19 protein-coding genes and 6 tRNA genes are annotated in these 19,339 nt (G+C 68.7%); 5 read left to right on the top strand and 20 right to left on the bottom strand.

Annotated elements, in window-relative coordinates; genetic code table 11:
• Positions 1–31 precede the first annotated feature (31 nt).
• The 3 genes from tig to ACX114_RS10045 all read right to left on the bottom strand — a co-directional run bounded on the left by tig (position 32) and on the right by ACX114_RS10045 (position 1,695).
• Positions 32–1,309, bottom strand: a complete 1,278-nt coding sequence (gene tig / locus ACX114_RS10055) for a trigger factor (RefSeq protein ID WP_459297030.1) — start codon at positions 1,307–1,309, stop codon at positions 32–34.
• A 103-nt stretch (positions 1,310–1,412) separates the two neighbouring features.
• A tRNA-Leu gene (locus tag ACX114_RS10050) sits at positions 1,413–1,494 on the bottom strand.
• A gap of 128 nt (positions 1,495–1,622) precedes the next feature.
• Positions 1,623–1,695 (bottom strand) — tRNA-Lys (locus ACX114_RS10045).
• A gap of 334 nt (positions 1,696–2,029) precedes the next feature.
• Here ACX114_RS10045 and bet point away from each other — a divergent pair.
• On the top strand, positions 2,030–3,121 hold the full coding sequence (gene bet, locus ACX114_RS10040) for a phage recombination protein Bet (RefSeq protein WP_459297028.1): 1,092 nt from the start codon (positions 2,030–2,032) through the stop codon (positions 3,119–3,121).
• 262 nt (positions 3,122–3,383) lie between these two features.
• A complete protein-coding gene (locus tag ACX114_RS10035) occupies positions 3,384–4,598 on the top strand; it encodes a hypothetical protein (RefSeq protein ID WP_459297026.1) in 1,215 nt (404 codons plus the stop codon).
• A 597-nt stretch (positions 4,599–5,195) separates the two neighbouring features.
• On the opposite strand, the gene ACX114_RS10030 is transcribed toward ACX114_RS10035, so the two are convergent.
• The 13 genes from ACX114_RS10030 to ACX114_RS09970 form a co-directional block, all read right to left on the bottom strand.
• A tRNA-Arg gene (locus ACX114_RS10030) sits at positions 5,196–5,269 on the bottom strand.
• A 21-nt stretch (positions 5,270–5,290) separates the two neighbouring features.
• Positions 5,291–5,364 (bottom strand) — tRNA-His (locus ACX114_RS10025).
• A gap of 94 nt (positions 5,365–5,458) precedes the next feature.
• Positions 5,459–5,532, bottom strand: a tRNA-Arg gene (locus ACX114_RS10020).
• A gap of 40 nt (positions 5,533–5,572) precedes the next feature.
• Positions 5,573–5,646: transfer RNA gene (locus ACX114_RS10015), tRNA-Pro, on the bottom strand.
• Positions 5,647–5,717: 71 nt separating this feature from the next.
• Positions 5,718–6,308, bottom strand: coding sequence for an RdgB/HAM1 family non-canonical purine NTP pyrophosphatase (gene rdgB, locus ACX114_RS10010; protein WP_459297024.1), 591 nt, complete (start codon positions 6,306–6,308; stop codon positions 5,718–5,720).
• Positions 6,305–7,009 (bottom strand): ribonuclease PH, encoded by a 705-nt coding sequence (gene rph, locus ACX114_RS10005; protein WP_459297022.1) that lies wholly within the window; start codon positions 7,007–7,009, stop codon positions 6,305–6,307. The genes rdgB and rph overlap by 4 nt, the downstream gene beginning before the upstream one ends.
• A 48-nt stretch (positions 7,010–7,057) precedes the next feature.
• Positions 7,058–7,864: an N-acetylmuramoyl-L-alanine amidase family protein gene (locus ACX114_RS10000; protein WP_459297020.1), complete on the bottom strand. Its 807-nt coding sequence runs from the start codon at positions 7,862–7,864 to the stop codon at positions 7,058–7,060.
• 63 nt (positions 7,865–7,927) lie between these two features.
• Positions 7,928–8,989, bottom strand: coding sequence for a selenide, water dikinase SelD (selD, locus tag ACX114_RS09995; RefSeq protein ID WP_459297018.1), 1,062 nt, complete (start codon positions 8,987–8,989; stop codon positions 7,928–7,930).
• A 13-nt stretch (positions 8,990–9,002) separates the two neighbouring features.
• Positions 9,003–9,947: a DUF4388 domain-containing protein gene (locus ACX114_RS09990; RefSeq protein ID WP_223738531.1), complete on the bottom strand. Its 945-nt coding sequence runs from the start codon at positions 9,945–9,947 to the stop codon at positions 9,003–9,005.
• 37 nt (positions 9,948–9,984) lie between these two features.
• Entirely contained in the window at positions 9,985–10,707 is a 723-nt protein-coding gene (locus tag ACX114_RS09985) for a tetratricopeptide repeat protein (RefSeq protein ID WP_120619113.1), read from the bottom strand.
• Positions 10,708–10,744: 37 nt separating this feature from the next.
• Positions 10,745–11,449 (bottom strand): hypothetical protein, encoded by a 705-nt coding sequence (locus ACX114_RS09980; RefSeq protein ID WP_459297015.1) that lies wholly within the window; start codon positions 11,447–11,449, stop codon positions 10,745–10,747.
• Complete coding sequence (locus tag ACX114_RS09975; protein ID WP_459297013.1) at positions 11,446–12,216, bottom strand: outer membrane protein assembly factor BamD; 771 nt, start codon at positions 12,214–12,216, stop codon at positions 11,446–11,448. The genes ACX114_RS09980 and ACX114_RS09975 overlap by 4 nt, the downstream gene beginning before the upstream one ends.
• Before the next feature lie 12 nt (positions 12,217–12,228).
• Positions 12,229–12,735, bottom strand: a complete 507-nt coding sequence (locus ACX114_RS09970; RefSeq protein ID WP_459297011.1) for a regulatory protein RecX — start codon at positions 12,733–12,735, stop codon at positions 12,229–12,231.
• 36 nt (positions 12,736–12,771) lie between these two features.
• Here ACX114_RS09970 and ACX114_RS09965 point away from each other — a divergent pair, with 36 nt between their 5' ends.
• Positions 12,772–13,509, top strand: coding sequence for a hypothetical protein (locus ACX114_RS09965; RefSeq protein WP_459297009.1), 738 nt, complete (start codon positions 12,772–12,774; stop codon positions 13,507–13,509).
• 30 nt (positions 13,510–13,539) lie between these two features.
• On the opposite strand, the gene ACX114_RS09960 is transcribed toward ACX114_RS09965, so the two are convergent.
• From ACX114_RS09960 to ACX114_RS09945, 4 genes are all read right to left on the bottom strand, one after another.
• A complete protein-coding gene (locus ACX114_RS09960; RefSeq protein WP_459297007.1) occupies positions 13,540–14,958 on the bottom strand; it encodes a type IV pilus twitching motility protein PilT in 1,419 nt (472 codons plus the stop codon).
• A 144-nt stretch (positions 14,959–15,102) separates the two neighbouring features.
• The gene (gene rpsI, locus ACX114_RS09955) at positions 15,103–15,504 is read right to left on the bottom strand and encodes a 30S ribosomal protein S9 (protein ID WP_120526842.1); all 402 of its coding nucleotides are present in this window, start codon (positions 15,502–15,504) and stop codon (positions 15,103–15,105) included.
• Between the two features lie 8 nt (positions 15,505–15,512).
• Complete coding sequence (gene rplM / locus ACX114_RS09950; RefSeq protein WP_043321175.1) at positions 15,513–15,959, bottom strand: 50S ribosomal protein L13; 447 nt, start codon at positions 15,957–15,959, stop codon at positions 15,513–15,515.
• A gap of 167 nt (positions 15,960–16,126) precedes the next feature.
• Complete coding sequence (locus ACX114_RS09945; protein WP_459297004.1) at positions 16,127–18,193, bottom strand: ATP-dependent helicase; 2,067 nt, start codon at positions 18,191–18,193, stop codon at positions 16,127–16,129.
• Between the two features lie 34 nt (positions 18,194–18,227).
• On the opposite strand from ACX114_RS09945, the gene ACX114_RS09940 reads away from it, so the two are divergent.
• Both ACX114_RS09940 and ACX114_RS09935 read left to right on the top strand, forming a co-directional pair.
• Positions 18,228–18,788 carry a hypothetical protein gene (locus tag ACX114_RS09940; RefSeq protein ID WP_459297002.1) on the top strand — a complete coding sequence of 187 codons (561 nt, stop codon included), beginning with the start codon at positions 18,228–18,230 and terminating at the stop codon, positions 18,786–18,788.
• A gap of 28 nt (positions 18,789–18,816) precedes the next feature.
• Positions 18,817–19,314 (top strand): caib/baif family protein, encoded by a 498-nt coding sequence (locus ACX114_RS09935; RefSeq protein WP_459297000.1) that lies wholly within the window; start codon positions 18,817–18,819, stop codon positions 19,312–19,314.
• Positions 19,315–19,339 lie beyond the last annotated feature (25 nt).

Below are 19,339 nucleotides of genomic sequence, written 5' to 3'. Positions count from 1 at the left end.
AAGGAACTTGCGAAGGCTTGAGGAAAAGACCTCAAGAATACTTCGCCCGGCCCTTGAGGAATTCAATCGTCTTTTCCTCGCGGAGTCGCAGAGACAACCCAAGGCGCTCGTCCGGGCCCTTGAAGTACTTCTTCACCTGGGCGACCGGCTGGTTGGCCTCGATGGCCAGGTCCTCGATGCGCTTCTCCACGTCCTCGTCGGACGCCTGGATGTTCTGCTGCTGGGCAATGGCCTCGAAGAGCAGCGTGCCCTTCACCTCCAGGGTGGCCTTCTCCCGCATCTCGTCGCGCAGGCGGTTGAAGTCCAGGCCCAGCTGGCGCGGGTCGATGCCCTGGCGCTGCATCTGGCGGAAGGCGCCCTCCATCATGGAGTCGATGGCGCGCTCCACCATGGCGCGGGGCACGTCGAACGGGTTCTTCTCCAGGAGCGCCTTGATGAGGCCGTCGCGCTCGTCCACGGTGGCCTGGTTCTTCTTGGCCTTCTCCAGGTCCGAGCGGACCTTGGCGCGCAGCTCGTCCACCGTCTGCGCGACGCCCGTCTCCTTGGCGAAGTCGTCGTTGAGCTCCGGCACCACCGGCTTCTTCAGCTCCTTGACGGTGATGTGGAAGACGGCCGTCTTCCCGCGGACCTCTTCGGCCTGGTAGTCCTGGGCGAAGGTGTATTCCACGTCCTTGGACTCGCCGACCTTCACGCCCGCCAGCTGCGGGATGTTGCCCTGGATGAGGTCGCCGTCCTGCACGCGCACGCCAATGCCGTCCGCCTTGCTACCGGGGAACGCATTGCCGTCCACCTTCGCCTCGAAGTCGATGGTGACCTGGTCGCCCTGGGCCGCGGTGTCGCGGTCGGTGACGGGCTCGATGCGGCCCAGGTTCTGGCGCATGTTCTCGATCTGCTGGTTCACCGCGTCGTCCGCGACGGCGGTGTCCACCTTCGTGAGCGCCAGGCCCTCGAAGTCCTTGGCCTCCACCTTCGGCTTCACCTCCACGCGCGCCTCGAAGCTGAAGGGGGCGCCGGGCTTGATGCCGGAGTTGGTGACCTGGGGAGAGGCGACGGCCTCCACCTTGTGCTCGCGCACGGCGTCCAGGTAGGCGCGCTGCACGACGCGCTGGATGACGTCGTCCTCCACCTGCTCGCGGTACTTCTGCTCGAGGATGCGGCGGGGGACCTTGCCCTGACGGAAGCCGGGCATCTTCACCTGGCCGCTGAGCGCGGCGTACGCGCGGTTGAGCTCCTCAACGACGCGGGCGTTGTCGACCTCGATGGAGAGCTTCTTCTCGATGGGAGAGAGCTCTTCGACCTGGACCTTCATGCGGGCCTCGCTCGCCGCCTCCACGGGCTGTACGTCCCGGGGCGGCAACCGGAAAGTGGGACGTGCGGCTTTAGGGGATAGGCACGAACGGGTCAACGCGAAATGGGCGAGGAGGGACTCGAACCCTCACACCTTGCGGTACCAGATCCTAAGTCTGGCGCGTCTACCAGTTTCGCCACCCGCCCGACGCGTCGTGCGACCGTCCTACCGCGAAACGTCCGTGGGGGACAGGGCCTTTCCGGCGCGCGCTTTCAGCTCGGGGGTGCCGGAAAAGACACAGGGCCCCTTCCGTTTCCAGAAGGGGCCCTGCGAGTGAGAGCGGAGGGAATCGAACCCACAACCTATGGATTAAGAGTCCATTGCTCTGCCAATTGAGCTACGCTCCCGGCTTGGTTCGTCTGCCGCGTTGGCTGCGCGACGTCCGAGGTGGCGCGGTGAATACCGGTCGCCGCCTGTCCTGTCAAAACGTTTTTGCACACCCCTCACATTCTCCGCGCTGGAACCGGATGCCCGGCGTGCGGCCGGCCGTCCCCGCGACCGGGAAGCGATGCGAAGGGTCGGCCCGGCTCGCATGTTGATCCACGCCGCGATTCGCGCTGCAGGCCTGTAGCAGGTGTCCTTCCGGGCCCCTGCTCCACGGGTCGTGCGTCGTGTCCGCGCGGCAACCATGTGGGCGGGCGAGGGTCGTCCGCCTTTTCGAGCGGTGCTGGAGACACAGTGATGGATGCGAATGTGAAGGCGGAAGGAACGACGTCGCCGCAGGGCGCGGCCTGGAACCGGGAGCGGGTGGACCTGGTGAAGCGGACCATCTGCCCCCGGGGAATCAGCGAGGACGAGTTCGCCCTCTTCATCGAGCAGTGCAAGCGCAGCGGGTTGGATCCGCTCCTCAAGGAAGCGTTCTGCGTGGCGCGCCGGCAGAACATCGGCAACCGCGAGCGGCCCAACTGGGTGACGAAGTACGAGTTCCAGCCCTCCGAGGCGGGGATGCTCGCCCGGGCGGAGCGCTTTCCGGACTTCAAGGGCATCCAGGCGAGCGCGGTGTTCGCCGAGGACGAAATCGTCGTGGACCAGGGCAAGGGCGAGGTGGTGCACCGCTTCAACCCGGCCAAGCGCAAGGGCGCCCTGGTGGGTGCGTGGTCGCGTGTGGTGCGCGAGGGGAAGCTGCCGGTCGTCGTGTGGCTGGACTTCTCCGGCTACGTCCAGCAGACGCCGCTGTGGGCCAAGATTCCCACGACGATGATCGAGAAGTGCGCGCGCGTGGCGGCGCTGCGCAAGGCGTACCCGGAGGCCTTCGGCGGACTGTACGTGCGCGAGGAGATGCCGGCCGAGGAGTACGACGCGCACGACGAACACACGCCCGCCTCCGGTTCCTACGAGGTGCTGGGCTCGAAGCCGGGCCCGGTGAAGGCGTCCTTCCCCACCCTGGCTCCGGCCCCCGCCCCCGCGGAGGCCGCCAAGGCGGTGGAGACGGCGCGGACTCCGGAGAAGGAGGAGGCGCGGCTGGACGTGGACGTGCCGCTGGCGCCGGCCAAGACGGTGGCGGCGGTGCCCGTGGCCCAGACGCCCGAGCGTCCGAAGGCGAGCGCGGTGGTGGTGGCGTTCGGCCCGCACAAGGGCAAGACGACGTCCGAGCTGTCCGACGACGAGCTGAGCGAGACCATCGACCTGGCGCACGAGAAGCTGATGGAGCAGCCCCGCGCCAAGTGGGCCAAGGCCATGCGCGAGAACCTCACCGCGCTGGAGGCGGAGACGGAGCTGCGCTGCCAGGTGCCGTCCTCCAAGGACCGCGCCGGGACGAACCCGGAGGCCTGAGTCCACGCCGTTCGATGAGTTGAAGAGCGCCCGCGTTCCCGCAGAGAGGGGACGCGGGCGTTTCGCTTTTCCGCAGCCCACGACCTTGCATTCCACACAGAGCGTCTCCACCTGCACTCTCGGTCAAGGACATTGACCAGATGGAGCAGGGCACATGGTCGGGCGCAGGGCATGGCGGTGGGTCGTGGCGGGGCTGTTTGTCGGTGGAGTGGGCGCGGGTTGCGGAAACTCCGCGCCAGCGAATCCCCCAGGGAATGACGTGATGGAGGAGCCCGTCCCAGGCCCTCAAGTGGTGGACGTGGAGGTTCCGGACGAAGCGCCGGTCACCGGCGAGGTGCTTCCACCGCCCGAAGAGCCGGACACGGGCGACCCCGTCAACGAGCCGGAGCCGGAGCCGGAGCCGGGCATGCCCCCGGAGGAACCGGATCCCCTCCCCTACCCCTGGGAGTGCGAGTCCATGCCCACGGTTTCACCGGAGGCCCTTGAGACGTGGGGCGGCGTTTTGGATCCCGCCCAGACTGAATTCCCGTGTGGCGCGACGTTGTCGGACGGAGCAGGCCGGGGGGTGTCGCTCCGTTACTATCCGCCGAACGTCAGTGTCTGGGTCCTTGGAAAGGACAACTACTCCGGCGGAGTCAACTTCGAGGCCTCCGACTTCCAGCCGACCAGCCAGGTCAACGGCATCCTGGGCTTCAGCACGCCCACGGCCGGGGGCCTCCCGTGGATGACATACGTGGACACCTCCAACGACCAGATCATCCACCATCCCGCCGAAACGGCGCAGGTCGTGATGACGGCAGTGGATCCGAAGGGCGGGCTGCGCGCGCTCCTGGCGGATGGAACCCTCAAGGCCTACAGCGCGACCGGCTACGTCCGCTGGAGTGTCCCCGTCGCATTGAGTGCGTCGATCAAGGCGCTGGGCGTGGACGCCCAGGGCCACACCCTGTTGCTGGCCGTGGGGACCACCCGCTTCGGCCCTTCGACAGCGGAGGGCCTCTGGGTGGACGGCGCGGGACAGCCCGGCGCCCCGTTCCTCGCGCTGGCACCGGCGCCTGGCGGCAGGGCCACTTATGAGTTGATGCCCCAGGCGACGAAGGGGCTGTTCCTGTCCATCTGGGAGAGCGGCACCCGGCGCTGGGCCGCCGCCTTCAAGCCCCTGAGACCGGCCAGCTCCAATATCCCCGCGTGGCTTGCGCAAGACGCGCAGCACTCCCTGCTGCGGCTGCCCGGAGGCAAGGGCTATCTGCGCATCTCCCCGGGCTGCTCCCGCCAGGCCCGGTTCATCACCGCCTCAGGCCAGGCGTGCAGCACGTTCGATGTTCCAGCGGCCTACAGCGCCTGCGGCGCGTTGAGCGTGGCCGCGGACGGCACGCTCTTCGAATCCCTTCCGCCGCAGACGAACGGTTACCACTACCCGGACGGCTACCAATATGAGCTCGTGTGCCACGCCCGGTGGTGGCCGGGGCTGATTCCGTAGTCCGCGCCTTGCGCGCATGCCCAGTCCTTGCACTTCACGCCGTGCGTCTCCACCTGCACTCTCGGTCAAGGACATTGACCAGATGGAGCAGGGCTCATGGTCGGGCGCAGGGCATGGCGGTGGGTGGTCGCGGGGTTGTTCGCAGGCGGAGTGAGCGCGGGGTGCGGAAACTCCGCGCCCGCGCTCCATCCAGGACGTCCAGGGGCTATTCCTGGCCGTCAACCACGGTGCAAGGACGTGGGCAGCGGCCTTCGAATCCCTGCAGCCCGAGGCAAGCCCCGCCACTGAATGGCTCGCCCGGGGGGCGGAACGGCCCCTCCTGCGGCTTCCGGGAGGCAAGGGCTACTCCGGCCTTCGGCCACCGACACCGGCAACTTCATTTGCGAGCGACAGGCGGAGCTCCTCTCGCCGACGGGCGCTTCGTGCGGCACGCTCCCGTTCCTGTCCTCGCCCAAAGGAGACTGGTCCCCTTGCAAGCACTTGATGCTGGGCGCCGGTACTGGCCGAGGCTGCTCCAGTAGAGGCGTTCGAGCGGAAGCCCCGTGCGTGAAAGCGCCGGGGCATTCCCCGCGTGCGCTTCGGACGGTTGGGAAGGGTTGCGCCCAGAGGGACTTGAACCCCCAACCCTCGGCTTCGAAGGCCGATGCTCTATCCAGTTGAGCTATAGGCGCGGGGCGAAGCGAGAGAAGAAGGGCGAATGACCGGGATCGAACCGGCAACCTCCGGAGTCACAGTCCGGCGCTCTAACCAGTTGAGCTACATTCGCCGTCACTTCACACGTCACGGCTTTGGAAAGCGGCGGTCTCCTACCGTGGAAACCGGAGCCGTTCAAGGCCCAAAACCATCTGCCAGCAGATTTGCGCCCCAGGCAGGGCTCGAACCTGCGACCCCCGACTTAGAAGGTCGGTGCTCTATCCAGCTGAGCTACTGGAGCTGGTCGACAACAACGCTGCTGAAACCCACGGCACTTCAAGTCGGGGCGAGAGGATTTGAACCTCCGACCCCCTGCGCCCAAGGCAGGTGCGCTACCAGGCTGCGCTACGCCCCGAGAAGTGCTGCATTCTTCGCCTAACGCGGACGGACGCGCAAGCTTGCTGTTCCTGACGCCCGCCCGCCCGGTCAGAGCGCCAACAGATGGCGCCGAATCAACTGGAAGGCCCGGGCCCGGTGCGACACCCGCGACTTCTCCTCCGGTGCCAGCTCCGCCATGGAGCGCCCGCCCTCCCCTTCCACCTGGAACACGGGGTCGTAGCCGAAGCCGTTCGCGCCCTTCGGAGCCCGGAGGATGACGCCCTCGCAGCGGCCCACCTCCACCCGGGGCTCGTCACCCTTCCCCGTCACCAGCGCCAGGGCGCAACGGAAGGACGCGGTGCGCTTGTCATCCGGCACGTCCGCCAGCTCGGCGAGGAGCTTCTCGTACCGGTCCTTGTCGCTTCCCGGCGCGTACCGGGCGGAGTGCACGCCGGGCCGTCCGTCCAGCGCGTCCACGCACAGCCCGGAGTCGTCCGCCAACGCGGGCAGCCCGGTGGCCTCCGAGTACTCGCGGGCCTTCTTCACCGCGTTCTCCTCGAAGGTGGCGGCGTCCTCCACGGGCTCGGGGATGGGGGGCAGGTCCTTGAGGGACACCACCTCCACCGCGTCGCCCACGAGCAGGCGCAGCTCGCGCACCTTGCCGGCGTTGCCGGTGGCGAAGAGCAGCTTCGGCTTCATCCCAGCACCTTCGCCTGCGCGGCGGTGAGCTGCTGGATGGCGGCCAGGCCTCCGTCCAGCATCGCGTCCATCGACTTGCGGTCGAAGAGCTTGTGCTCGGCGGTGCCCTGCACCTCCACGATGCGGCCGTCGCCCGTGGCCACGAGGTTCAGGTCCACCTCCGCGGTGGAGTCCTCGTCGTAGTCCAGGTCCACGCGCACCTCGCCGTTCACCACGCCCACGGAGACCGCGGCCAGCGGGGTGAGCCCCTTCAACAGGCCCGGCTTGTTGAGCGAGCGGATGGCCAGCACCAGCGCCACGTACGCGCCGGTGATGGACGCGGTGCGCGTGCCGCCGTCCGCCTGGATGACGTCACAGTCCAGCGTGAAGGTGCGCACGCCCAGGGCCTGCAGATCCACCGACGCGCGCAGGGCGCGGCCGATGAGCCGCTGAATCTCCATGGTGCGGCCGGACTGCTTGCCCTTGGCGGCCTCGCGCGAGCCGCGGGTGTGCGTGGCGCGCGGGAGCATGCCGTACTCGGCCGTCACCCAGCCGCTGCCCTTGCCCATCAGGTGCGGCGGGACGCGGTCCTCCACCGAACAGGTGACGAGCACCTTGGTGTGGCCGAACTCCACCTGGACGGAGCCCTCCGCGTAGCGGTTGACGTTGGGCGTGAGGGTGACGGGCCGGAGGTCCAGCGCACCACGGTTGAAGGAACGCACGAGGGAAGGCTCCTGACAGGGAGGGACAGGCGAAGCCCCCACGCTTTATCAGGGCGCGGTGGATCCAGCCACCGGTTGCGGGGGCGAGGAGTCCCGCTTCCGCGTCTCCCGGAGGAAGGCCAACACCCCGTCCGCGATGGCCTCCGCCAGCGTCTCCTGGTACGCGGCCTTCCCCAGCCGCGCGCCCTCCTGCGGGTGCGAGATGAAGCCCACTTCAATCAGCACCGCCGGCGCCTCCACGCCCGTGAGGACGAAGAAGGGCGCCTGCTGCACGCCCCGGTCCGCCGCGCCGCTCCTGGACACGAGGCGCGGGTGGATGGCGTAGGCCAGCCGGGACGCATCCGTGTGCGCCTCCGTGCGCGCCAGGTCATCCAGGATGAAGGCCAGCGTGGAGTGGCCCCGCGCCGCGCGGGCCGTGGGGGCTTCCGCGTTCTCACGGTCCGCCACCGCGCGCGCCGCCTCACCGGAGGCGTTGGCGGAGAGGAAGTACGTCTCGATGCCCTCGGTGCGCTCGCGCAGCCGCTTCGTGGGCATGGAGTTGGCGTGGATGGAGAGGAAGAGGTCCGGCCGCTGGATGTTGGAGAACTCCACCCGCTCCGACAGCGCCATCAGCGTGTCGCGCTCGCGCGTGAGGAACACCTCGCTGCCCGCGGCCTCCAGCTTCTCGCGCAGGCGCTGGGCAATCTGGAGCGCGACCTCCTTCTCCCAGAGGTCCCCGGGCCCCTTCGCGCCCTCCTTCGCCCCGCCATGTCCCGGGTCGATGACGATGCGAGCGCCGCGCTCCCCCGCCCCGGCGAGGGCCGGCAGGAGGCACGCGAGCACTGGGAGGAAGAGGGGGAAGCGGCGCGGCGACATTCGCGCCGGGATGTTAGCGGAGGCCCGGCCCGGAGGCGAAATCCGCACCCGGGCGCGTGTGCTTCAGCCGATGACGTCGATGCCGGGGCGGCCCGCCTGCACTTCGCCGATGAGGGCCGCGTCCACGCCCGCCTTCTCCAGCGCCTGGATGGCCTTGAGCGCGTGGCGCGCGGGCACGCTGGCCAGGAGGCCGCCATTGGTCTGCGCATCCGCGAGCAGCCACTGGATGTGCTCCGGCAGCCCCTCCGGGAACGTCACCTGCTTCTTCACGTGGGCGAGGTTCGTCTTCGTGCCGCCCGGAATCACGCCGGCCTCCGCCAGCGCGGGCACCTCCGCGATGAGCGGGATGCGCTCCAGGTCCACCGCCGCGCGCGTCTTCGCGCCGTTCATCATCTCCAGCAGGTGGCCCAGGAGGCCGAAGCCCGTCACGTCCGTGAGCGCGTTCACCTTGAACGCGCCCGACGCGAACACCTCACCGGCCGCCTTGTTGAGCGTGGCCATCTGCGCCGTCACGCGCTTCGTGAGCTGCTTGGACGCAAGGCCCCGCTTGATGGCGGTGGTGGCGATGCCCGTGCCCACGGGCTTGGTGAGCAGCAGCACGTCCCCGGGCTTCGCGCCCGCGTTGGTGAGCACCTTCTTCGGGTGCACCACGCCGGTGACGGCCATGCCGAACTTGGGCTCCGGGTCGCGGATGCTGTGGCCGCCCAGGATGGGGATACCCGCCTCGTCCGCCTTGGACTGGCCGCCCGCGAGGATCTTCTGCAGCGTCTTGAGCGGCAGCTCGTCCGGGAAGCACACCAGGTTGAGCGCGAACAGCGGCTTCGCGCCCATGGCCCAGATGTCCGACAGCGCGTTGGCCGCGGCGATGGCGCCGAACTGGAACGGGTCGTCCACGAGCGGCGGGAAGAAGTCCACCGTCTCCACCACGGCCATGCCCGGCGCCACCTGGTACACGGCGGCGTCGTCATTCGTGTTGAAGCCCACCAGGGCCCGGGGGTGGGACGCAGCCCCCTTCAGCCCGCCCAGGACCTTCGACAGGTCCCCCGCCTTGAGCTTCGCCGCGCAGCCCGCGCAGTGGCTCATCTCGGTGAGGCGCTTGGCCTTCACCGGCTTCTCACCCGCCATGATGTTCCCCGCCCTACTCCGCGCGCACGTAGTCGCGCTTCATGAGCTGCACCACCGTCTCGGCGGTGAGCACGTCGTCGCCGTCCGAGTGGTCCAGCACGCCGCCCAGCGAGCCGTGGTTGTGCACCAGTTGCAGCACGTCCAGCAGCTCCGGCGTCAGTTCCTTCAGGGGCGCCGTCATGGGCTGCGCGAGGCGCAGCGCCGTGGCCATGGGCGGCAGGTTCGGCTGCAGGCGCTTGAACTCGTCCAGCTGCCGCAGGGCGTCCATCAGGAGCGCCTCGGTGGAGGAGTCCAGCTCCACCATGAACTCCTGCGTGTCCGCCGGGCGCAGCTCGAAGTCACCCTCTTCCCAGGTGACGATGCGGTTGAAGCTCTTCTGCGGGCCCAGGTTGTGGTTGTCGTCGATGACCGCGTAGTACACGCGGCCCTGGCGCAGGTAGATCTTCCCCTCGTGGGCGTTGTTGACCACGAGCACGCCGTTCTTCTTGGACGTGTGGAAGAGCTGGAGCAGGTCCGGGAGGGGAATCTCTTCAATCTTCCCCGTCATGGAGCTGGCCTTGGTGGTCCGCGCGGCCTGGGCGGCGGCGGCCTCCTCCAGCTTCTGCTTCACGACGCTCTCATCCACCGGGGCGCTCTCCGCGCCCTGGTGCACGAGCTTGAGGATGGAGGTCCCGATGAGGATGCGGTCTCCCTCCTTCAGCTTGGCCTGCTTGACCTTCTCGCCGTTGACGAAGGTGCCGTTGGTGGACCCCAGGTCCTCGATGGTGATGGCTCCGTCGGAGAACAGGATCTTCGCGTGCTTGCGCGAGACCATGTCCTCCACCAGCACCATGTCCAACTCGCTCGACCGTCCGACGACGATCTGCTTGTTGGCCTTCAGCGGGAACTCACCGCCCTGGTACTTCCCGGAGATGAACTTGAGGGCAAAGGACTTCGCCGTACCGCCAGGAGTGCTCACGGTGCCGCGACCTCGATGATGGAAGTTGCCATGGTGCTCAACCCGTCACTTCCGCCTTCCCCGGGTCCTTCACCAGGTTGAGGTACATCTGCGCGCTCTTGTTGCCGGGGCTGCGCACGAGCACGTCTTCCCAGACCTTCACCGCCTCGTCACGGCGTCCCGCCGAGTACAGGGCGATTCCATAGTTGATCCGTCCAGGAATGTACGACGGATTCTGCGCGATGACCTGTTCGTACTCCGCCAGGGCCGCCGCGTTGTCGCCCGCGTCACGCAGGGCGTTGCCCAGCTTCAGGCGGATGTCCACGAACTCCGGGAAGTGGGCCAGCGCGCGGCGGTACTCTTCAATGGCCTTCTGCCACACGCCGCTGGAGGCGAACACGTCGCCGATGTCGGCGTACATGTTGGCCACCTTCTTCATGACGTAGGGGTCCAGCTCGCCGGGGGCGCCCTTCTGGCGGGACAAGGCGGCCTGGTAGACCTCCTTCGCCTCCGCGTACTTCCCCATGTCGTTGTAGATGACCGCCAGGTTGAGCGCGGCCTCGGTGTACGCGGGGTTGAGCCGCAGCGCGGACTCAAAGGCCCGCTGCGCCCGGGCGAACTGGCCCTGGTCGTGGTAGATGATGCCGAGCATGTTGTAGACGTCGGCGAAGGTCGGATTCTGCTCGACCACCTTCGTCAAGAACTGCTCGGCCTGGGCGTACTGCTTCTTCTCGAAGGAGCCGCGCCCGAGGGTCAGTAGCTGCTTGAGGGCTTCGTCCATGACTCGGCCCGCGCGGGCCCCTGCCTCCTCGGGAAGCCTACATCAGCCCGGGCGAAAACAAGAATTGATCGCCCTCGCGCACGAGCAAAAGCGGTCGCTCGCCCCGCGTGTCCACCGGCCGGGCCGGAAGGTCTCCCTCCACCCGGTAGTGCTCCGTCACCGTCACCTCGTCCCGCTCCAGCCGGGCGTACCAGGCCTGGACCGTCAGCCGCCGCCGGCCGAGGGGGGCCACCTCCGCCCACGTCGGCCCCGCCCCGCCGTCTCCGCCCGGGTCCGCCAGCCGTGACAGCGCCTCCGGCTGCCCTTGCGCCAGGGCCCGCCGCCGCGCCTCCAGCGCCGCCACCATGGCCACCAGCCGGGGGGCCACCGAGGACTCGGGCCTCCACCGGCCGGACGCGCGGGTGAAGGGGACCACCTCCACGCCCGCGGTGCTGACCGTGGTGGTGCCCAGCGCGCCCTCGAAGTCCAGCGTGGCGAAGGCCTCCGCGCTCTGGCCGTCCGGCGCCACGGAGACGGAGATGCGGGCGTACTGGAGCTTGCGCGAGACGAGCGGCGCCGGGGCTCCGGGCACGGGCAGGGACACGCCGTCGTGCTCGGCCTGCTTCAGGGTGGTGATGATCTCGGCTTCCGGCCCGGCCGCGGCGCCCAGGAGGCGCGAGCCCAGGAACAGGAGGACGATGGCGGCGGCGAGCACGGCGATGCCGATGCCCCCCAGCCGGCCCCAGTCCTCCGAGCGCCTCACGAGCCCAGCATCTTCTGGGCACGCTGGGCGGCGGGCGTGCCCGGCAGGCGCTTGAGGACTTCCTTCAGCGTGTTCTGCGCGCGCTCCGTGTCGTTGAGCTTCACGTAGGCGTTGTGGAGGTCGAAGAGGGCTTCCTCCTCCAGCGGCGTGCCCGGATAGTTCTTGAGCAGCCCCTCCAGACGCTGGGCCACGGCCTTCCAGCGCTCGCGCTTCGCGTAGAAGGACGCGACGTACAGCTCATGGCGCGCCAGGCGCTGCTTGGCATCATCCCGGTGCTTCGTGGCGTCCTTCACGTACTGCGAATCCGGGTACTCGCGCAGGAAGACGTTCATGGCCCGGAGCGCGTCGTACATGGGCTTCTGCTCCTTCTCGTAGGAAGGCGGCAGGGCGAAGAACTCCGAGGGGAACTCCTCCACGTAGGAGAGGGCCGCGCGGTAGGCGGCGTAGTCCACCTTGGGGTGCGTGGGGTGCAGTCGCATGAAGGAGTCGAACTTCTCGCGCGCCTCCGCGTACATCTCCCGGGCCATGTCCAGGTCCCCCAGCTTCAGCTCCGCCTCGCGGGCGGCCTCCAGGTAGGGGAACTTGGTGCGGACGTGGTCGAAGTACTTCTCCGCCTTGAAGTAGTCGTTGTCCTCCATCGCGGCCTCGCCCAGCGCCAGGTTCTCCGCGGCCATGGTGGCGTAGTCGGGCTCGCCCGCGGGCCCCGCGGTGAGGGCGGCACAGGCGGACAACATCAGGGCGGACAGGACGAGGACGACGGAGCGCATCACGCCCCCAAACTATTCGTCCTGCCCGGAGGGGTCCAGCGAAGGTTCTCCCACCAGCCGGGTCACGATGTCCGGCGCGAAACCCCGGCTGAGCAGAAGTCGCCCCGCCCTCGCCTGCTCCTTCGCGTCCAGCGGGCGGCCGGACAGGCGCCGGCGCTCCAGCACCTGCCGTGCGGCCTCCAGCGCGTCGAAGCCCACCGCGTCCTTCGCCTCCGACAGGGCCCGCCGCGCCTCCGAGCCCTCCAGCCCGTGGGCCTGCAGCCGCTGGAGCACGGCGCGCGGGCCCAGCTTGCCCCTGCCCAGGAGGGCCTGGGCGCGTTCACGCGCGAACTTCGCGTCGTCCAGGTAGCCCCACTCCGAAAGGCGGGTGAGCACCGCGTCGCGCACGGATTCGGGGTAGCCCTTGCGCTCCAGGGCGAGCGTCAATTCATGCCGGCTGCGGCCGCGCGCCTTGAGCAGGCGCAGGCAGGCGTCGGTGGCGCGCTGGACAGCCTCGGGGCCTTCGGGCTCGTCAACCATCGCGGAGTCCCTACCATGTGGTAACAGGCCGAAGCCATGCACCCCATCCTCGCCCGCTTCCTCACCGCAGACGCCGCCAGGGAAACGCTCCGCAAGGAGAAGGCGGGCGAACCGCTGACTCCCGAGGAGCAGCACTTCGTGGCCGCCGCGGACGCCAACCCCAAGCAGAAGGCCATGCTGCTGGGCGTGAGCGGACGCGCGCTGTCCTCCGACGCCCAGGCCGCGCTGGTGCTGCTGGCCGCGCACGCCGCCGCCCGCGCGCTCACGCAGGACGAGTCCCTGTCCGCCGCGACGCAGAAGGCGCGCGAGGCGCTGAAGGAGGAGGGCGCGAGCGACGAGGAGTCGGACGCCTTCCTCGCGTCCATCCTGCTGGAGGAGGCCTTCGGCTACGAGCAGGAGGTGGACAGCTTCGACGCGGACTACGTGAAGGAGTCCCTGGGCGAGGTGCCCGCCCTGGCCGCGCTGTCCAAGGAGTCCGTGGACGCGCTGTTCCTCGCGTTCGCCAAGGCCGCGGACAACGACGCGGACCGCAAGGCGCGCGAGCACATGGCGCGGGCGCTGTTCGACATCGCCTGGTCGGAAGGCCCCACGTCCATCAACCCGGAGCACCTGGAGACGCTGCTCGACAACGAGGTCGTCCAGGAGTCCGACGAGGTGCAGGACGCGCGCGTGCGCGCCACCGTGTCGCTGCTCCAGACGCTGGCGCACCAGGGGCTCATCGGGCCCATGCGCCTCACCCGGCTGCGCGCGCAGTTGGGGGATGACGACGCCTGAGCGGCGCCCTCCCCCTTCGCGCCTGAACGCCTAGAAGCGTTCGATCTGGAAGTCGTCGTCGCCGCCGGCCGCCGGAGCGGGCGCGGCCACCGGCGCGGGCGTGGGCGGACGGGCCGCCACCTGCGGAGGCAGCGGCCGGCCCTGGACGACACCGGGCGGCGGGGTGGCGGGACGTGGCGCCGCGACGCCGGGCGGAGGCGTCATGGGCCGGGCGGCCACGGGCGCTCCGGGACGCGGGGCCTGGGGCACCGGCGCGGGCGTGGGCGCCACCGGGGCCGCCTGGGTGGGCGCGCCCTTCTGCGCGAAGGACTGCGAGCCCGGGATGGGCCGCTCCTCGCCGGCCTTGGCGTCGAAGGCGTCCCACTTGGAGTCGGACGTGCCGCTGATGCCGGAGAAGCGCAGCGCGAAGTCGTCCGGGTTGCTGGCCTGGCGGTGGGCCTCGTCGTAGGTGACCAGGCCGTTGCGCACCAGGCTCATCAGCGACTGGTCGAAGGTCTGCATCCCGTAGGAGTCCGTGCCCTGCGAGATGGCGTCGTGGATCTCCTTCGTGCGGTCCTTGTCCTCGATCAGCTCGCGCACGCGCGCGGTGACGCGAAGCACCTCCACCGCGGCCACGCGGCCCTTGCCGTCCGCGCGCGGGACCAGACGCTGGCTCACGACGCCGCGGAGCACGCTGGAGAGCTGCAGGCGCACCTGCTTCTGCTGGTGCGGGGGGAACGCGGACACGATGCGGTTGATGGTCTCCGTGGCGTCCAGCGTGTGCAGCGTGGACATCACCAGGTGGCCCGTCTCCGCGGCGTGGAGCGCCGTTTCGATGGTCTCGTGGTCGCGCATTTCGCCCACCAGGATGACGTCCGGGTCCTGGCGCAGCGCGGACTTCAGGGCCTGCGAGAAGCTCATCGTGTCCACACCCACTTCGCGCTGGTTCACGATGGAGCGCTTGTCGCGGATGAGGAACTCGATGGGGTCCTCGATGGTCATGATGTGGTTGGTTTCGTTGGAGTTGATGTAGTCGATCATCGCCGCCAACGTGGTGGACTTGCCGGAGCCCGTGGTGCCCGTCACCAGCACCAGGCCGCGCTCCTCGCCACACACCTTCTCCAGCACCGTGGGCAACAGCAGGTCCTTCATCGTCATCACCTTGAAGGGGATGACGCGGAGCACGGCGCCCACCGTGCCGCGCTGCTGGAAGACGTTCACGCGGAAGCGGCCCAGGTCCGGCACGCCGTAGGCCAGGTCCACCTCGTTGCTGACCTTGAACTTCTCCTTCTGGAACTCGTTCATGATGCCGAACGCCATGCGCGCCACCTCTTCCGGCGGCAGGCGGCGGCCGTCCTTGAGCGGCACCAGCGAACCATCCACGCGGAACATGGGCGGCAGACCCGCCTTCAGGTGGATGTCGGAGGCTCCGCCGCGCAGGGCGATCTGCAGGATTTCGTTGAGTTCCATGAGGGTGTCCGGATGGTAGCAGAACGCCCGCGCGCCTCGCGACGGGGCTCAAGCCCACCCGCTTGCCCGCAAAGCACGACGGCGGAGGCTTCCCGAAGGAAACCCCCGCCGAAGAGCGGCCGGGCAGCTGGCCGGCAAGCGTGATTAGCGCTTGGAGAACTGGAACCGACGACGGGCGCCGGGCTGGCCGTACTTCTTGCGCTCGACCGCGCGGGCGTCGCGGGTGAGGAAGCCGGCCTTCTTCAGCGCCGGACGGAACTCCGGGTTGAAGGCGCACAGCGCGCGCGCGATGCCGTGACGGATGGCACCGGCCTGGCCGGAGAGGCCGCCGCCGCGCACGTTGACCGTGACGTCGAGCTTGCCCTTCTGCTCCAGGATCTCCAGCGGCTGGTTGAGCACCATCTTCGACGTCTCACGGCCGAAGTACTCGTTGATGTCGCGGCCGTTGATGACGACAGCGCCGTTGCCAGGACGCACCCAGACGCGAGCGGTGGCCTCCTTGCGGCGGCCCGTGGCGTAGAAACCGAGTTCAGGATTGATCGCCATGGTTGTTCTTACGCCTCGACCTTGAACGCCACCGGCTTCTGCGCGGTGTGCGGATGGGTGTCACCAGCATACACCTTGAGCTTCGTCATCATCTGACGGCCCAGGGCATTGCGGGGCAGCATGCGGCGCACGGCGTTGAGGATGATGTCCTCGGGGTGACGCTGGCGCAGCTTCTGGAGGTTGGTGATCTTCAGGGCACCCGGGAAACCGGCGTACGGGTGACGGTAGTACTGCTTGTCCGTCTCCTTCGTGCCCGTCACCTTCACCTTCTCGGCGTTGATGACGATGACGTGGTCACCCGTGTCGATGGACGGGGTGTACGTCGGCTTGTGCTTGCCCTTCAGGAGGGTGGCGATCTGACTGGCGGCGCGGCCAAGCACCTTGTCGGACACGTCGATGACGTGCCACTGGCGCTTGATGTCCCCAGCCTTGGCGCTGTAGGTCTTCTGCGACATTTCGTGCACTCCAGACTTCGGCGCGACGCCCAGGTGCATGCCAGGGGTCGCGTGCTCGTGCGAACCAACCGCGGGTCCTCCGCCTAAACTCCGACAGAAGCCCGGAAAGGCTGACCCTCCTAGTAGGACGGCGGGATCAAGTCAAGGTTGGGCGTACGTAAGACCCCTCAGGGCGCCCGGCCAGGGGTGCCCGGGCCTGGTCCCCCGGCGGTGGGCTTCTTGAAGCGCTCCTTCAGGTTCGCGAAGAAGTTCTTCTCCTTCTCGTCCGGCGGCCCCTGACGCGGTGCGTCCATGTCCACGGTCTCGAAGGCGTCCGGGGGCAGGTCCTCCAGGAAGCGAGAGGGCGTGCGGGGGACCTCCTTGCCGCGCTTCACGCGCACGGTGGAGCGGGTGAGGTAGAGCAGCTCCTTGGCGCGGGTGATGCCCACGTAGCAGAGGCGGCGCTCCTCCTCGAGGTTCTGCGCCTCGCCCTGCATGCCGCCGTGGGGCATCAGGTCCTCCTCCATGCCGATGAAGAAGACGAGCCGGTACTCCAGGCCCTTGGAGGCGTGCAGGGACATCAGCGTGACGCGCTTGTTCTGCCCGGGGACTTCCTCCTCTTCCTGGCGCGTGTCCAGGCTGAGGCGGTTGAGGTACGTGAGGAGGCTGGCCTTGGGGCCCTCGCGCTTCTCGAACTTCTCCAGCGACGCGAGCACCTGATCCACGCCCTTGAGCTTCTTGTCCGCGGCGGTGCCGGAGACGGCCTTGGCCCGGGTGGCCTCGCGGAAGCCAATCTCCTCCAGGAGCTTGTGCGTGGCCTCCGACAGGCGGGGCGTCTGGGCGAAGGCGTCGCGGTAGCGCTCCACCATCTCCACGAACTCCAGCACCTTGCCGCCCGCGCCCGCTGGCAGGTCGTCATAGGTGTCCGCGCGGCGCATCACCGTCCAGAGCGTCACGCCCTCCGCGCGCGAGTGCGCGTGCAGCCGCTCCATGGTGACGTCGCCAATGCCTCGCGAGGGCACGTTGACGATGCGCATGAGGGAGATTTCGTCCAGCTTGTTCGCCAGGACCTTGAAGTACGCGATGACGTCCTTCACTTCACTGCGGTCGAAGAACTCGCTGCCGCCCACGACTTCGTAGGCGATGTTCTTCTCACGCAGCATCTCCTCCACCGGGTGGGCCTGGCCGTTGGTGCGGTAGAGCACCGCGATGTCGTCCGCGGGGACGCCCAGCGAGATGTGCTTCTGGATTTCGTGCGCGACGAAGCGGGCCTCCTCTTCGTCGTTGGGGCATGCCACCACCTTCACCAGCGGACCGCCCTTGCGGTCGGTCCACATGCGCTTGTCCTTGCGCTCCGGGTTCTTGGCGATGACGGCGTTGGCCGCGTCCAGCACGCGCTGGGAGGAGCGGTAGTTCTGCTCCAGCCGCACCTCCTTGCCGCCCGGGAAGTGCCGGTCGAAGTCCAGGATGTTGCGCACCTCCGCGCCGCGCCAGGAGTAGATGCACTGGTCGTCATCCCCCACCGCGCACACGTTCCGCGCCTCGCCCGCGAGCAGCTTGAGCAGGTCCAGCTGGGCGTGGTTGGTGTCCTGGAACTCGTCCACCAGGAGGTACTGGAAGCGGGCCGTGTACTTGCGGTGCAGGTCCGCGTGCTCGCGCAACAGGCGCGCGGGCAGCACCAGCAGGTCGTCGAAGTCCACCGAGCCCTGCGCCTTCAGCGCGAGCTGGTAGTCCGCGAAGATCATCGACGTGATGAGGTCGTAGTCGTCCCCCATGCCCTCGGGTTTGGCCTGCGGCGTCTCGCCGGAGTTCTTCGCCTTGGAGATGAGGGTGAGGACCTTGCGCGCGTCGAAGGCGCGGTCGTCGATGCGCTTGTCGCGCATGGCGCGGCGGATGATGGAGAGCTGGTCGCCCATGTCCGCGATGGCGAACTTCCGGGGCCAGCCCAGCCGGTGGATGTCCTCGCGCAGCACCTCCGCGCCGAACGCGTGGAAGGTGCACACCAGCACGCCCTGGGCGCGCGGCCCGGCCATGTGGATGAGGCGTTCCTTCATCTCCGTGGCGGCCTTGTTGGTGAAGGTCACCGCGAGGATGTTGCGGGCCATGATGTGGTTTGGCCGCTCGTTGAGCAGGTGGACGATGCGGTGGGTGATGACCCGCGTCTTTCCACTGCCAGCGCCCGCCAGCACGAGCAGGGGGCCCTGGAGCGTCACCACGGCCTCGCGCTGAGGAGGATTGAGCTTCGAAAGGTCCATTGCGCGCGGGCCAGGGATACCCTTTGATTCGTCCGTGCGCGACTATTTCCTCCGGCTGGCCATCGCATCGTTCGCGCTCGGCGTGGGCGGCGGATGCCTTGACGACGAACGCACGACATCTCCCACCCCGCGCGACGTGGTGACGACCGCCGCACCGTGCGTGTACTTCAAGGACCTGGCGCCGTTCCTGCCGGAGTCGCTGGAGGGCTTCACGGTGGGTGCCACCGCGGGCTCCACCGGGAAGTACGGCGAGGTGTCCGTGTCGGAGGCGGAGCGCACCTACACCCGGGGCGAGGGCCGCGAGGTGAAGGTGCGCATCGTGGACACCACCATGGGGTTGAAGCTGGGGCAGGCCATCCGCGAGGCGGCGCAGAAGGCGAAAGGCCGCGCGGCGAGCGACCCGACGGCGCCCATCCAGTGGAAGGAGGCCGTGGGCTTCGTGCGCTATGACGCGGACGAGGCCGTCGCGGAGGCGAACCTCCTGGTGGGGGAGCGCTTCGTGGTGGCCGTCACCAGCCGCGGCTTCCCCAGCACCGTGGAGGTGCGGCGGGTGGCGCGAGGCATCGACCTGGCCGGGCTGGCCCGGCTGCAGTGATTCAAGACTTCAAGGAGCGTTTGTGGCGGTGAAGGAGAAGGGGTCGCGGCCCCAGACGACCCAGGAGTTGCTGGAGCAGGAGAAGGCGGCGCGCCTGGGCGTGTCGTCCCTGGGCAAGCGCGAGTTCATGGACCAGTTCCAGAAGCTCGCCAAGAGCTACTCGGCGGACCCGGGCAACCCCGGCTCCTACGCGTGCGAGGGCTGTCAGCGCTGCGCCAACTGCATGTTCTGCAAGGACTGCGACAGCTGCCACCAGTGCACGCACTGCACGCGGTGCGAGCTGTGCACCAACTGCTCGCACTGCGTGGAGTGCAAGAACTGCCACGCGTGCGCCTACTGCGTGCAGAGCGAGAACTGCTCCAGCAGCGCGTACGTGGTGATGAGCAAGAACCTGCAGGACTGCAACTACTGCTTCGGCTGCGTGGGGCTGTCCAAGAAGGACTTCCACATCCTCAACGTGGGCTTCAGCCGCACGGAGTACTTCAAGGTCGTGGGCCGGCTGCGCAAGGAGCTGGGCATCCCGTAGAGGCCCGGCTCCCCTGCCCCGCCGC

The organism is Corallococcus sp. M7, from assembly GCF_054512695.1.
The sequence above is the reverse complement of the archived record's forward strand: the minus strand, read 5'-3'. Positions and strand labels throughout refer to the sequence as shown.